The sequence below is a fragment of the Flavobacterium tagetis genome (assembly GCF_016735615.1).
Classification (GTDB): Bacteria; Bacteroidota; Bacteroidia; order Flavobacteriales; family Flavobacteriaceae; genus Flavobacterium; species Flavobacterium tagetis.
In genome coordinates this window covers 1,467,490-1,480,882 of the sequence record NZ_JAERSF010000002.1, presented here as the reverse complement: position 1 = coordinate 1,480,882, position 13,393 = coordinate 1,467,490, and the positions used below count along the sequence as shown (strand labels likewise).

The window sequence follows — 13,393 nt, the reverse complement described above, 5'->3', positions numbered from 1 at the left end:
GTTTCAAGTTTCAGGTTTAAAGTTGCAAAATCCAACACAAAACTTGAAACCTGAAACATGAAACAAAATTAAAAACTAAACAAAATATAATGAAACATTGGATTGAAGCCGCTAGATTGCGCACATTACCTTTATCAGTTTCCGGAATTATAGTTGGAAGTATTTACGCATTGTCAAATCCAACAGAAACGATCAATACGCCAACTGAAGTATTCAGCTGGAAAGTTTTTGGTTTTGCCTTATTGACAACGTTAGGGTTACAGGTTTTATCCAATTTTGCAAATGATTATGGGGATGGAGTAAAAGGTACCGACAATGCAGACAGAGTAGGGCCTCAGCGTGCTATTCAGAGCGGTGTTATTACGCCTCAGGCAATGAAGAAAGCCATTATCATTACTTCTTTTTTGACTTTGCTTTCTGCAATTATATTGATCTATTTTGCTTTTGGGAAAGACAATTTCGGATATTCTATCTTTTTTCTATTGCTAGGAATCGCAGCTATTGTGTCTGCAATTAAATATACTGTAGGTAATTCTGCTTATGGATATAGAGGATTGGGAGATTTATTCGTTTTCATTTTCTTCGGATTAGTGAGCACATTAGGAGTAAACTTTTTATACGCAAAAGAAGTTGATCCGCTTTTAATTCTTCCAGCCGTAGCAATTGGATTATTGAGCGTTGGAGTTTTAAATCTTAACAACATGCGCGATCAGGAATCAGATAGAAAAGCAGGTAAAAACACAATTGTAGTGCAAATGGGAGCCGAAAAAGCTAAATTTTACCATTATACTTTGATTGGTGGCGCAATGCTTTTAGTTGTTATTTTCGCTATTTTAAGCGATTATAATTTTGATCAATACTTATTTTTATTGGCGTATATTCCATTAACAAAACACTTAATCACGGTTTACAAAAACCAAGATCCAAAATTATTAGACCCAGAATTGAAAAAACTGGCATTAAGCACATTTTTGCTTTCTATATTGCTTACAGTGTGTATGATTTCATTGATTTCAGACATTATTGTAAACCTCTTTTTAGGAGGAAGATAAAAACAACGTTTAATTAAAAAGGTAACAAAATGAAAATTACATACTACGGACACGCTTCATTAGGAATTGAAGTAGGAGGAAAACACATTATTGTGGATCCATTTATTACCGGAAACCCACAAGCGGCGGCAATTAACCTAAGCACCATCAGAGCTGACTATATTTTGCTTACGCATGCGCACGCTGATCACGTATTGGACGTGGAAGCTATTGCTAAAAATACTAATGCAGTTATTGTTTCTAATGCTGAAATTGCAAGTTACTACGCAAAAAAAGGATTCAATTCACATCCTATGAATCACGGAGGAAGCTGGAAATTTGATTTCGGAAAAGTAAAATATGTAAATGCAATACACTCAAGCAGTTTTCCTGACGGTTCATACGGAGGAAATCCTGGAGGTTTTGTAATCGAAGGCGAACACAAAAACATTTACATCGCCGGAGATACTGCTTTGACTTACGATATGAAATTAATTCCGCTTCGTACAAAATTAGATTTAGTAATTCTTCCAATCGGTAACAACTTCACAATGGATGTTGAAGATGCTATTATTGCTTCAGATTTTGTTGAATGCGACAAAGTTCTTGGATATCACTATGATACTTTTGGTTATATCGAAATCAATCATGAAGAAGCAATCCGTAAATTCTTTGATAAAGGAAAAGATTTAATGCTTTTACCAATCGGAGATTCTATTGAATTATAATTGTCATCCTGAGCGGAGTTGAAGGAAGGAGCTAATCCCGCTATACGCTATATCTTTTGTGGCGAACCCCGCCACAAAAGGATATCGCTGCTATCGGGGCTAGGACACTCAATTCTATAAGAAAGTTATTTGGCATAATCTATGTTATTTGAATTTTGAGTTTTTAAAGTAAAAAATCATTTTAATCTGTAAAATCCGTGGCACTTAAAGCATCATCACGCAGTATAACTTTCAAAATAATTTTATCATTACTTATTACAGTTTCCTTTAACGCATTTGCGCAAAAAGATGGTTATTGGGACAAAGAGCGAGCGACGACCAAAGAAATTATGGTTCCCGCACGTGATAGAATTTCTATACCAACAGAAGATTTACCTGTTGGAACTACAGAAATTGTATATAGAATTACACTTTTAGACAAAAATCAAGAAATGGCCAATAGTTTGGTCTCTGTATTAAAAGCTATTCCAGATCCGACAGGTATAAGTCAAGGCTCCGCAGGTGCTGTTTTCTTGATGTCAAAAATTTCAGGCGATGACGAATGTACATACTCAATTTTCACCTCTAATGAAAATGCGAAAAAGTATGTAGCAGATGGTAAAATTGATAAAGCTTGTTACTCTCAAGCAGAACCTGTTAGCAAAGATGCCAAAAGATTATCTGTCAATAAATCTTCTTGTTTAAAAGAAAACATCAGCACAATTTGGTTTGGTTTTGAAAGCAAAAATTGGCTGTTAAGCCAGAAAGTAGTTTTAGAAGTAGTACCTTGGGTAGATACAAAACTAAACAGAGGTTGGAATCAAGACAATAAAAACGAAATCATTAGCTTGTGCAAAACGTCTACAATGGCACAAAAAATGGCTAATTCAGATGATTTCTGTGTTTGTATCTTAAATAAAATCATGAAACAATATCGTTACGATGAGTTTCAAAAATTATTGGCTGTAGAAAAAACAAAAGTGTATAAAGATTTTGGAAATAGCTGTTATAAAGATGCTGACATTTCTAAAAATGTATTTAATGATTTAAGAACACAAGTCGCGTCTTTAATTAAAACTCAAAAATATAACGAAGCGATTCCTAAATTAAATACAATTGTAAACGAAGGCAAAGCAACTGCACTAGATTATGGTTCGCTAGGATATTGTTACATTTTGACCAAACAATATGGAAAAGCTTTAAAAGCACTTCAAGAAGGTGAAAAATTGGACGATACAGAATTATTGGTCAAATTAAATTTAGCGCATACTTATTTAGTGAGCGACGATTACAGTGCGGCCAAAGTCATTTATAAAAAATATCAGACTCAGAATGTTACTGATAGTTTAAGCTGGATTGAGAAAACGAAACTCGATTTTCAAGCTTTTGAAAAAGCAGGTTTACCATCGAAAGATTTTGAAAAAATCTTAAAATTATATAACTAAGTTTCTTGGCTTTGAGTATTTTCTAATGTTTTTTAAACTTAGTATCTCAGTAGCTTAGCACTTAGCATCTTAAAAAAAATGAAAGCGTCATATCATAAATATTTGCTAGAATTTAAACGTCCATCTGGAACTTCAAGAGGAATTATGACCGAGAAAGAAACTTGGTTTATAATTCTAGAAGAAAATGGCATAAAAGGAATAGGAGAGTGCGGTATATTGCGTGGCCTAAGTGCAGACGACCGTTTAGATTACGAAGAAAAGTTAAAATGGGCATGTGATAATATTTATTTGGGTGAAACAGCTCTTTGGAATGCTTTATTAGAATTTCCTTCCATACAATTTGGAATAGAAATGGCATTCTTATCGCTGAAAAGTGAAAATCCATATCTTTTATTTCCATCGAATTTCACCAATAATACAAGCTCAATTTCCATAAACGGATTAGTTTGGATGGGCGAATCTGCTTTTATGAAACAGCAGATAGAAGAAAAACTAGCAGATGGTTTTAGCTGTATAAAACTTAAAATTGGAGCTATTGATTTTGCTAAAGAATTGGAATTACTGCAATTTATTAGAAGCCATTTTTCCGCAGAAAAAATAGAAATTAGGGTAGATGCGAACGGAGCATTTTCTTCAATAGAAGCTTTAGATAAATTGAATCAATTAAAACAATTTCAGCTTCATAGTATTGAACAGCCTATTAGAAAAGGACAGGTTGCTGAAATGGCCGAATTGTGTAAGCAAACGCCATTTCCAATTGCTTTAGACGAAGAGCTTATTGGTGTATTTTCGTTTGTAGAAAAAGAAAAATTGCTTCAGGATATTAAGCCTCAATATATTATTTTAAAGCCAAGTTTTATTGGTGGTTTTCGTGGTACGCAAGAATGGATCACTTTAGCTAAAAAATATAATATTGGCTGGTGGATTACTTCGGCATTGGAAAGCAATATTGGGCTTAACGCCATCGCGCAATGGACATATACATTAAACTCAGATATGCCACAAGGTTTAGGAACTGGCGCATTATATACTAATAATATAGATTGCCCACTTGAAGTTAAAAATGGACAGCTTTGGTATAATTCTTCTAAGGATTGGGAAAGGTTCAAAGGTACAGAGTGACAAAGGTAAAATCTCTAAACCTTTGCAACTATGAACCTTTGAACCTATTTTTTTACTCTTTTCCGCCCAAAAGACTATCTTGCCACTCTTTTAAATCTTGCCATTTTCCTTGATAAGCTAAGAGTGCCTGTCTAGCCCAAGTACTCGGATTATGCATAGCATAGTTTTCTCCTCCGGCATCCAAAATAGACTGTAATTTTTCTGTAGAAGTTTGTGAGAGTTCATACCAGGTATTGATTCCTGCGGCATTAAATAAAGCCTCTATTTTTGGACCAATTCCTTCTACAATTTTTAAGTCATTTTCTTTAATTTTCTTTCCTAACACATTTGCGGCCAAATCAGAATCGAAAGGTATTACAGCTGGAGTTGTAGCAGCAAAAGATTGTACAGAAGCTTTAGTTTTTGCAGTCAGATCAGCTTCTAAAGTAGAGATTCTTGCATTTAGATTTTTAGTATTGGCTTTACATGCATCCAAATCGGCTTGAAGCGATGCTGAAAGAGAATTATCATTTTTTGAATTCATTTTTCCTAGCAAGTAACCTAAAATTCCACAGATTAATCCCACTAGCACAGGTATTAAGATACAAGGTATATTCATGATCGTATATTTTGATTATTATTTAATAGTAATAACTGTTCTTCTATTTTCAGCTTTTCCTTCTGTCGTATTGTTATCTCCAATTGGTTCATCAGGGCCTTTAGATTGTGTTTCAATCCTTGAAGAATCAATCCCATTTTTAGAAAGATAATCTTTAGAAAATTCAGATCTTTTTTGTGCCAAGACAATATTAGAGTCACGATTTCCAACATTATCAGAATGGCCAACTACAACAATGACAGCATCTTTTACATTTTCGACATACTTGACAATGTCACTTACTTTCTGTTTCTCTGCTTCACTTAAAGTCTGACGTGATTTATTTGTATTAAAATGAAGAATTAAAGGATCAGCATTTATCTTAGATTTCAAGACGCTCCATTCATTTGTATTTGATAGAGAAGTAGAATCAATAGCTTCAAACGTATAATCGGCGGGACCAAGTAGCGTGTCGGCACTCATTTTCCATTTGTCAATAATTACACCTTTTGTGTTAAGCTGATTTTCAAGTATCCCTTTTGAAACAAAAAAGTTCTTGATATCATTTGCCCTTGCCAGACCTAGATTTTCAAAAGTTGTAGTATTTGTTTCGTCAGATAAGGCATAACCAGTTATTGTTATTTTCTGCTTCGGATTTGCCACTAAGAAAATTTTTAAACTGTCAATGCCATTAGTTACAGAGTCTTCGATAGGCATAATTAGCTTTGCACTGTTTTTAAGGAATTTGAGATTATTATGGGTTTGATAATCAATTCCAGGGCCATTTAATACAAACGGAACAAAATTTGGCTCTTGTACAGCAATAGAGTCTGCTTTGGGAGTATTATCCGTTGTTGTTTTCTCACAGCAATTGCAACAAAATTTCAGATATAAAAAAGTACCCAAAATGATAGTTATTGCAATGCCTAACAAATAAAGTGCTTTTTTAGACATATATTTCGTATTAAGATTCTATCAAATTTAATTAAAATAATAGTTATAACGTGTTAATAATCAATTATTTTGATGTTATTGCTTTGAAGTAAAATAGAATAAATTAACTTATTTTTCATTTTTTATGCGTTTCAAGGCTTGATTAAAATGAGTAACTTGCATAAAAAAATAATCTGCATTTAAGATGATTGAAATAGAAAGAAAGTTTCTTGTGAAATCTGACGACTTCAAGAAGCAAGCTTTTACTCAGAATAAAATTGCTCAGGGCTATATGAGTTCTGCGCCAGAGCGTACAGTTAGGGTAAGGATTAAAGGGCACAAAGGCTTTATAACCATAAAAGGAATAAGCCAAAGTGGCGGCATGTCTCGTTTTGAATGGGAAAATGAAATTCCGCTTGGTGAAGCCCAAGAACTGTTAAAATTATGCGAAAAGGGTAAAATTGAAAAGACACGCTACGAAATAAAATCTGGAGATCATGTATTTGAAGTCGATGAGTTTTATGGCGAAAATGAAGGTTTAGTAATGGCCGAAATTGAATTAAATTCTGAAGATGAAGTTTTTGAAAAACCAGATTGGCTAGGTGAAGAAGTAACTAACGACGAGAGATATTATAACGCTTATTTGAGTAAAAACCCTTTTAAAGACTGGCAGAGATAAAAATGACAGAATCAATATATGACCTTATTATTGTAGGCGGCGGACCAATTGGTCTTGCTTGTGCAATAGAAGCTGAAAAGAAAAAATTAAAGTATGTTATAATTGAAAAAGGGGCAATAGTGAATAGCATTTTCAACTATCCGCTATATATGACCTTTTTCTCTACTGCAGAAAGATTAGAAATAGGCGAAATTCCGTTTAACTGTCTGGCACCAAAACCAGGACGTCAAGAGGCTTTAGAATATTATCGAAATATCCATCGCTACTTTAAATTCAATATTAATTTATTTGAAAAAGTAACTGATGTGCAGAAGAATCAAGGTATTTTTAAAATTGCAACGGATAAAAATAATTACGAATCAAAGAATGTTATAGTCGCAACTGGCTTTTATGACATTCCGATTGAAATGAATGTCTTGGGCGAAAATCTTCCAAAAGTTCGCCATTATTACAAAGAAGCGCACGAATATGCTTTTAGGAAAGTATTAGTTGTAGGTGCTAATAATTCTTCTGTAGATGCCGCGCTGGAATGCTGGAGAAAAGGAGCAGAGGTAACAATGGTAATTCGTAAAAACGAAATTAACAACCGTGTGAAATATTGGGTAAAACCAGATATTGAGAATCGAATTGCCGAAGGAAGCATTAAAGCTTATTTTGCATCTAATATTACCGAAATTCGTGAAGATGAAGTAGAAATTCAGACACCAAACGGAAAAGTTGCAATTGAAAATGATTTTGTTTTGGCACTGACTGGCTACAAACCTGATTTGAATTTTCTAGAAAAAATTGGGATTGAACTTTCTAATGATGAATTAAAAATACCAGTTTATAATCCTGATACGATGGAAACTAACGTTAAGGGGTTATTTCTTGCAGGTGTTGTTTGCGGAGGGATGCAGACGCATAAATGGTTTATAGAAAACTCTAGGATTCATGCTGATTTAATTATAAATCATATATTCTCAATTAATGGGTAAAAAAAAGCTGGCCAAAAGCCAGCTTTTAAATATATTGGTTTATTCTTTTCCACCGTCTAGAATATCTTGCCAATCTTTAAGATCCTGCCATTTTCCTTTATAGGCTAGTTCTGCCTGCTCAGGCCAAGTTTTAGGATTATGAATAGAAAAATTATCTTTTGCATTATCTAGGATATGCTGACATTTTTCAACTGAAGCTTGAGATAATGCAAACCAAGTAGTAATACCTGCATTATTAAATAATTCTTCAATTTTAGGACCAATCCCTTCAACTACTTTTAAGTCATTTTCTTTTATCTTTTTCCCAAAAACACTGTAAAATAAATCCCCATCAAAGATAACAGAAAGATATGTTTTCAGTAAAAGATTGAACTCTATTTTCTCTAGCTTTTTCTTCAGAAATTTTCGTTTTAAGATTTAAATTATTCTCTCTGCAAATCTCTAAATCCTCTTCTAGTGCTTTTACTTTATCATTTAATTTTTGAGAATTTGATCTGCAGTTATCTAAATCAGATTTTAACGTTAAAAATTTAGAATCTGTAGCTTCTGTTCCTTTTGAAGTCAGTCTTCCAATTAAGTAACCTAAGATTCCACAAATTAAGCCTACTAATGCAGGTATCAAAATACAAGGTATATTCATAATTTTATTTATTTTAATTATTATTTTATTGTTACAACAGTTCTCCTATTTTTAGCTCTTCCCTCAGCCGAATCGTTGTCTGAAATAGGTTCGTCTGGACCTTTTGCTGAAACTTCTATTTGGGAGGCATTAATTCCGTTTTGAACTAAATATTTTTTAGTAAAATCTGCTCTTTTCTTCGCAAGTCTTACATTTAATTCACGACTACCAGTATTGTCAGAATGTCCTACAATCTTAACTTTTGCATCTGCAACATGATTTAAATACTTACTAATATCAATTACTTTTTGATGTTCTTCTTTACTTAAATTATAGTTTGATTGATTCGTATTAAAGTACAAAACAAGCGGACTTGCATTAATCTGATTTTTAATTGTGTTCCAGTCTTCTGTATTTTCGTTAACTGATTCGGATTCATTAAAATCAAACTTTACAGGCCCCAAGAGAATTTCCCCATTAGTTTTCCAAGAATCGAGTGTTTCGCTCTTTAATTCAATTTGAGAACTACGCAAACCTTTTGAAACTAAGAATGCTTTGACATCGTTTGCTCTTGCTAATCCAAGATTTTCAAAAGCTGTTGTGTTTTTTTCATCGCTAGTAGCAAAGCCAGTAATTGTGATTTTTTGTTTAGGATTTTGTAGTAAAAATTGCTTTAAGTTTTCTACAGCCAATACAACAGAGTCGCTAACGGGCGCTAGTAAAGTTGCATTGTTTTTCTGGAAATTGAAATTGTCATTGCAGTGAAAATTAATTCCAGGACCATTAAGAACAAATGGATTAATTTCTGATTTTTCAGCAGTTACATTTTCAATGTCCGCTGTTTGTTCGTGAATGGCTACGCAGCAATTGCAACAATATATTTTATACAAGATTGTTCCAATTATAATAGTTGCTACGATGCCCAATAAATACAATAATTTTTTAGACATAATTTTTTAATGTTATAATTCTTACAAATGTATTAAAAGTAAAAAAAAATAATCTGCACAAAAATAAGCTTTTTTCTTGTTAAAATTTTAAAAATAATATGTTTTGTTTGCTAGGGATTATATTAAAAGATAAAAGAGGATTCTAAATTAATTAGAATCCTCTTTTAAATAATTTCCATCGATTTTATGAACTACAAGATAACATGGAGCAGCCAACCTTAGTTCTCGCCCAATCTGGACGTTTTGCAAACCATTTTTCAGATTCAGGCTGTTCGTCATATGGTCTTTTCAAAAGTTCAAATAATTCAGTAACTAGAGAATAATTGTCTTTATCAGCTGCATCAATGGCCAATTGTGCCATATAATTTCGAAGTACATATTTCGGATTAATTTGATTCATTTTTTCTGAACGTTCATTATCCGAAAGCTCTTCTGCATTTAATCTTTTCAAATAAACGGTAAGCCATTTTTGCCAAGCATCTAGAATATTTCCTCTTATTTCTTCAGGAATATAAAACGCGAACTCTATTTTTTCGAATGCTTGTTCTACAGAATGATCTTTTTTAATCTTACTAAGATTTCTAAAAAAGATAGTCATATCAGTTTCTGATAACTGTAAAATTTCTTCTAAACCTTTAATGATTTTATCATCAGCTTCACTTGAAGTAAATATGCCTAATTTACTTAAAAACATTGTTTTGTAGTCATTTTCAAAATCAGTTATAAATGTATCCAAGATTTTTTCTAATGGCGCGGCTTCATTAATTAATGGGTAAAGTGCATTTGCCAGTTGAAATAAATTCCATTGTGCAACCTGAGGTTGGTTTCCGAAACGATATCTTCTGTTTTGGCTGTCTGTTGTGTTTGGTGTCCAGTCAGGATCATAATTTTCCAACCAGCCGTACGGACCATAATCTATCGTGATTCCATGAATAGACATATTATCGGTGTTCATTACACCATGAACAAATCCGACGCGTTGCCAGTGTAAGATCATTTCACGAGTTGCATCAGCAACTTTTTGGAAGAACTTTAAATATTGCTCTTTTGGGTCACCAGTAATTTCTGGAAAATAGTGCTTAATAGTAAATTCTACAAATTGTTTTAAGTTTTTCAATTCATTTCTGGCTGTAAGCATTTCGTAGCTTCCGAAACGAATAAAGGAAGGAGCTACACGGCAAACTATTGCGCCTTTTTCATAAGCTGGATTTCCGTTATACAAAACATCTCTTAAAACTTGGTCTCCAGAAAGAGCTAACGAAAGCGATCGGGTGGTGGGAACTCCTAAATAATGCATAGCTTCGGCACATAAATACTCTCTAATTGAAGAACGCAAAACAGCCAAACCATCTGCGGTTCTTGAATACGGAGTTTTTCCTGCACCTTTTAATTGAAGCGTATAAAACTTATTGTTGTTTTCAACTTCGGTTAAATTGATTGCACGTCCATCTCCCAATTGTCCAGCCCAATTTCCAAACTGATGTCCCGCATAGCACATAGCATACGGCTGTGTTTCTGGAAGAATCTCTTTACCAGAAAAAACATTTAAAAATTCTTCTGATTTAATTTCATCTTTAGAAATGCCAACTAATTCTGCCACTTCTTCAGAGACATGAATCAATTTTGGATTAGATGGTTTTGTTGGATTTACATATGAAAACAGCGTGTTTTTAACTTGACGAACTTCATTTGTCAAGTCTGGATCTGCTGGTAATTCGGCAGTAAATCGATTATTTATTCTAAAATTTTTCATTTTTTGTCTTTCTTATTTTTGCCACAGATTTAGAGATTAAATGGATTTTCTATACTTTTTATTTGCCACGAATTACACAAATTTCCACGAATGTTTTTTCAACTAAATCTAAAAATTAGTGGAAATTTGTGTAATTCGTGGCAAACAAAAAAGTTCAATCTTTGGCTAAAACTAAATTTAGCTGATTAACTTATCAGCGTACATTTTTTTAAGTTTTTGAATTTTAGAATCAATTACCACTTGGCAATATCCAGCTTCTTGATTTTCATTATAATAGTTTTGATGATAATCTTCGGCTTCGTAAAAAACTTCAAAAGGTTTTAATTGCGTTACAATTGGATCTGCATAAGCAGACTGTACTTCTTCGAAGACTTTTTCTGCAATTTCTTTTTGCGAGTCATCGTGATATAAAATTATCGAACGATATTGAGTTCCGCTATCACCGCCTTGACGATTTAAAGTTGTCGGGTCATGACTTGTCATGAAAATGAAAATTAAGTCATGATATGAAATTATGTCAGGATTGAAAGTCACTTGAATCACTTCGGCATGTCCTGTTCTTCCTGTACATACTTCACGATAAGCAGGATTCTTTATAAATCCGTCTGAATAACCCGATTTTATTGATTCTACACCTTTTAAACGCTGAATTACAGCTTCTATACACCAAAAACATCCACCACCAAAGGTAGCTACAGATAAATTTCCCATAAATAATACTTTCTTTAAAGTTTAATGCCTATTAATTCGATAGGATATTATGATAATTTATTAAAAAAAAGTTGTTTTAACTAAAAATACCAAACGGTAATATAGTGTTTGAAGTTTACTATTGATAAATTCGCAATTTTATAAAAAAACTATATATATTTGCAATCAAACACAAGGCACAACTAATGAATAGCAAAAATAGTACCATGACACTGGAAACTTATTTCCAGGAATTTAGACAGAATATTGTCGGTATAAATCAAGAATTTACTTCGCCTTATGGCAGAAAATCAATAATTTACACAGATTGGACTGCCAGCGGAAGACTATATCGCCCTATTGAAGAAAAACTGCTGAATGCATTTGGTCCTTTTGTAGCCAATACACATACTGAAACTACTGTATCTGGTACTGCTATGACAAAAGCATATCATCATGCAAGACATATTATTAAGCGTCATGCCAATGCAAACAACGATGATGTTTTAATTACAGATGGAACTGGAATGACGGGAGTTATTAATAAATTCCAGCGTATTTTAGGTTTGAAGGTTCCTGAGAATTTAAAGAGTTTTACAAATGTTCCTGCAGAGAAAAAACCTATTGTTTTTATTTCTCACATGGAACACCATTCTAATCAAACTTCTTGGTTAGAGACTATTGCAGATGTTGAAATTATTCCTTCTTGCGAAAAAGGGCTTTTTAATTTAGAAAACCTTGAAGCATTATTGGAAAAATATAAAGATAGAACGATAAAAATTGCTTCTATTACAGCATGTTCGAATGTTACTGGGTTAAGAACTCCTTTTCACGAAGCGGCAAAATTAATGCACCAATATAATGGTGTTTGTTTTGTTGATTTTGCCTGTTCTGGACCTTATGTAGAAATTGATATGCATCCTGCTGATCCAGAAGCTTATTTGGATGCTGTTTTTATGTCTCCACATAAATTCTTAGGAGGGCCAGGAACTTCTGGAGTTTTGATTTTCAATAAAAAGCTATACAACAACATGATTCCTGATTGCCCAGGCGGAGGAACAGTAAGCTGGACAAATCCATGGGGAGAACATAAATATATTGATAATATTGAAGACCGTGAAGATGGTGGAACACCAGGTTTTCTTCAAGTTATCAAAACTGCGTTGGCAATCGAGCTAAAAGAGGAAATGGGAATTGAAAACATTATGGAACGTGAGCACGAAATTGTTGATTATATTTTCTCTGAATTGGAACCAATTTCGAATATCAAAATTTTAGCTGGACAGCACAAAGAGCGCCTTGGCGTAATTTCGTTTTTCATTGATGATCTTCATTTTAATTTAGGAGTTAAAATCTTAAATGACCGTTTTGGAATCCAAACTAGAGGAGGATGCAGCTGTGCTGGAACTTATGGACACTATTTATTGCATGTTGATCAGGAAACTTCAAATAAATTGGTTAACGAAATTACAATTGGCGATTTAATTAAAAAACCGGGATGGATTAGAATGTCAATTCACCCGACGACAACTGATGAAGAGATTGCGTTTGTTTGCAAAAGCATAAAAGAATTAGCTGCCAATCATAAAACTTGGGCTTTAGACTATTCTTATGATAAAAATCGTAATGAGTTTATTCATAAAGATGCGACTTCGTTTGAAGATGAATTAGTGGAGAGCTGGTTTAAATCTTAAGTTCTAATACTAAGAGGTCTTCTGAAATTTATTTAGCCACAGATTAAAAAGATTAACACAGGTTTTTTAGAAATCCTTATTAATCTTTTTAAACTGCGGTTATTTTTTTACAAAAAGATCTCAAATATTTTTATGAATTTTATTTGATATTTTTTGCGCTTATTGAGGTCGCAAAGTAGAAAAATTGACTTTTTTTGCTAAAGTTTCAGAACTGTT

The 13,393-nt window shown here is 33.1% G+C and carries 14 protein-coding genes; 7 read left to right on the top strand and 7 right to left on the bottom strand.

Annotated features, from left to right (window positions below):
* The first annotated feature begins 89 nt into the window (after nucleotides 1-89).
* From menA to JI750_RS13865, 4 genes are all read left to right on the top strand, one after another.
* Complete coding sequence (gene menA / locus JI750_RS13880) at nucleotides 90-1,052, top strand: 1,4-dihydroxy-2-naphthoate octaprenyltransferase (protein WP_202002898.1); 963 nt, start codon at nucleotides 90-92, stop codon at nucleotides 1,050-1,052.
* Between the two features lie 29 nt (nucleotides 1,053-1,081).
* Complete coding sequence (locus tag JI750_RS13875) at nucleotides 1,082-1,759, top strand: metal-dependent hydrolase (protein ID WP_202002895.1); 678 nt, start codon at nucleotides 1,082-1,084, stop codon at nucleotides 1,757-1,759.
* A 224-nt stretch (nucleotides 1,760-1,983) separates the two neighbouring features.
* Nucleotides 1,984-3,183, top strand: coding sequence for a tetratricopeptide repeat protein (locus JI750_RS13870; protein ID WP_202003164.1), 1,200 nt, complete (start codon nucleotides 1,984-1,986; stop codon nucleotides 3,181-3,183).
* Nucleotides 3,184-3,261: 78 nt separating this feature from the next.
* A complete protein-coding gene (locus tag JI750_RS13865) occupies nucleotides 3,262-4,305 on the top strand; it encodes an o-succinylbenzoate synthase (RefSeq protein WP_202002893.1) in 1,044 nt (347 codons plus the stop codon).
* Between the two features lie 52 nt (nucleotides 4,306-4,357).
* On the opposite strand, the gene JI750_RS13860 is transcribed toward JI750_RS13865, so the two are convergent.
* Both JI750_RS13860 and JI750_RS13855 read right to left on the bottom strand, forming a co-directional pair.
* Nucleotides 4,358-4,903 carry a helix-hairpin-helix domain-containing protein gene (locus tag JI750_RS13860; protein WP_202002891.1) on the bottom strand — a complete coding sequence of 182 codons (546 nt, stop codon included), beginning with the start codon at nucleotides 4,901-4,903 and terminating at the stop codon, nucleotides 4,358-4,360.
* A gap of 18 nt (nucleotides 4,904-4,921) precedes the next feature.
* Nucleotides 4,922-5,836, bottom strand: coding sequence for an OmpA family protein (locus JI750_RS13855; protein ID WP_202002889.1), 915 nt, complete (start codon nucleotides 5,834-5,836; stop codon nucleotides 4,922-4,924).
* Nucleotides 5,837-6,020: 184 nt separating this feature from the next.
* Here JI750_RS13855 and JI750_RS13850 point away from each other — a divergent pair, with 184 nt between their 5' ends.
* Together JI750_RS13850 and JI750_RS13845 are read left to right on the top strand one after the other, a co-directional pair.
* The gene (locus tag JI750_RS13850; RefSeq protein WP_202002887.1) at nucleotides 6,021-6,494 is read left to right on the top strand and encodes a CYTH domain-containing protein; all 474 of its coding nucleotides are present in this window, start codon (nucleotides 6,021-6,023) and stop codon (nucleotides 6,492-6,494) included.
* Nucleotides 6,495-6,496: 2 nt separating this feature from the next.
* On the top strand, nucleotides 6,497-7,471 hold the full coding sequence (locus JI750_RS13845; RefSeq protein ID WP_202002885.1) for a YpdA family putative bacillithiol disulfide reductase: 975 nt from the start codon (nucleotides 6,497-6,499) through the stop codon (nucleotides 7,469-7,471).
* 39 nt (nucleotides 7,472-7,510) lie between these two features.
* Here the strand turns inward: JI750_RS13845 and JI750_RS22270 are convergent, their stop codons facing one another.
* From JI750_RS22270 to msrA, 5 genes are all read right to left on the bottom strand, one after another.
* Nucleotides 7,511-7,696, bottom strand: a complete 186-nt coding sequence (locus tag JI750_RS22270; protein ID WP_500789589.1) for a hypothetical protein — start codon at nucleotides 7,694-7,696, stop codon at nucleotides 7,511-7,513.
* Nucleotides 7,697-7,802: 106 nt separating this feature from the next.
* Nucleotides 7,803-8,111 (bottom strand): hypothetical protein, encoded by a 309-nt coding sequence (locus JI750_RS22215; RefSeq protein ID WP_369410021.1) that lies wholly within the window; start codon nucleotides 8,109-8,111, stop codon nucleotides 7,803-7,805.
* 20 nt (nucleotides 8,112-8,131) lie between these two features.
* Complete coding sequence (locus tag JI750_RS13835) at nucleotides 8,132-9,040, bottom strand: OmpA family protein (protein WP_202002883.1); 909 nt, start codon at nucleotides 9,038-9,040, stop codon at nucleotides 8,132-8,134.
* Between the two features lie 184 nt (nucleotides 9,041-9,224).
* Nucleotides 9,225-10,793: a protein adenylyltransferase SelO gene (locus JI750_RS13830; protein WP_202002879.1), complete on the bottom strand. Its 1,569-nt coding sequence runs from the start codon at nucleotides 10,791-10,793 to the stop codon at nucleotides 9,225-9,227.
* Nucleotides 10,794-10,970: 177 nt separating this feature from the next.
* Nucleotides 10,971-11,504: a peptide-methionine (S)-S-oxide reductase MsrA gene (gene msrA, locus JI750_RS13825; protein ID WP_202002875.1), complete on the bottom strand. Its 534-nt coding sequence runs from the start codon at nucleotides 11,502-11,504 to the stop codon at nucleotides 10,971-10,973.
* A gap of 185 nt (nucleotides 11,505-11,689) precedes the next feature.
* Between msrA and JI750_RS13820 the strand changes: the two genes are divergently transcribed.
* Nucleotides 11,690-13,177 carry an aminotransferase class V-fold PLP-dependent enzyme gene (locus tag JI750_RS13820; RefSeq protein ID WP_202002872.1) on the top strand — a complete coding sequence of 496 codons (1,488 nt, stop codon included), beginning with the start codon at nucleotides 11,690-11,692 and terminating at the stop codon, nucleotides 13,175-13,177.
* The last annotated feature ends 216 nt before the right edge of the window (nucleotides 13,178-13,393 follow it).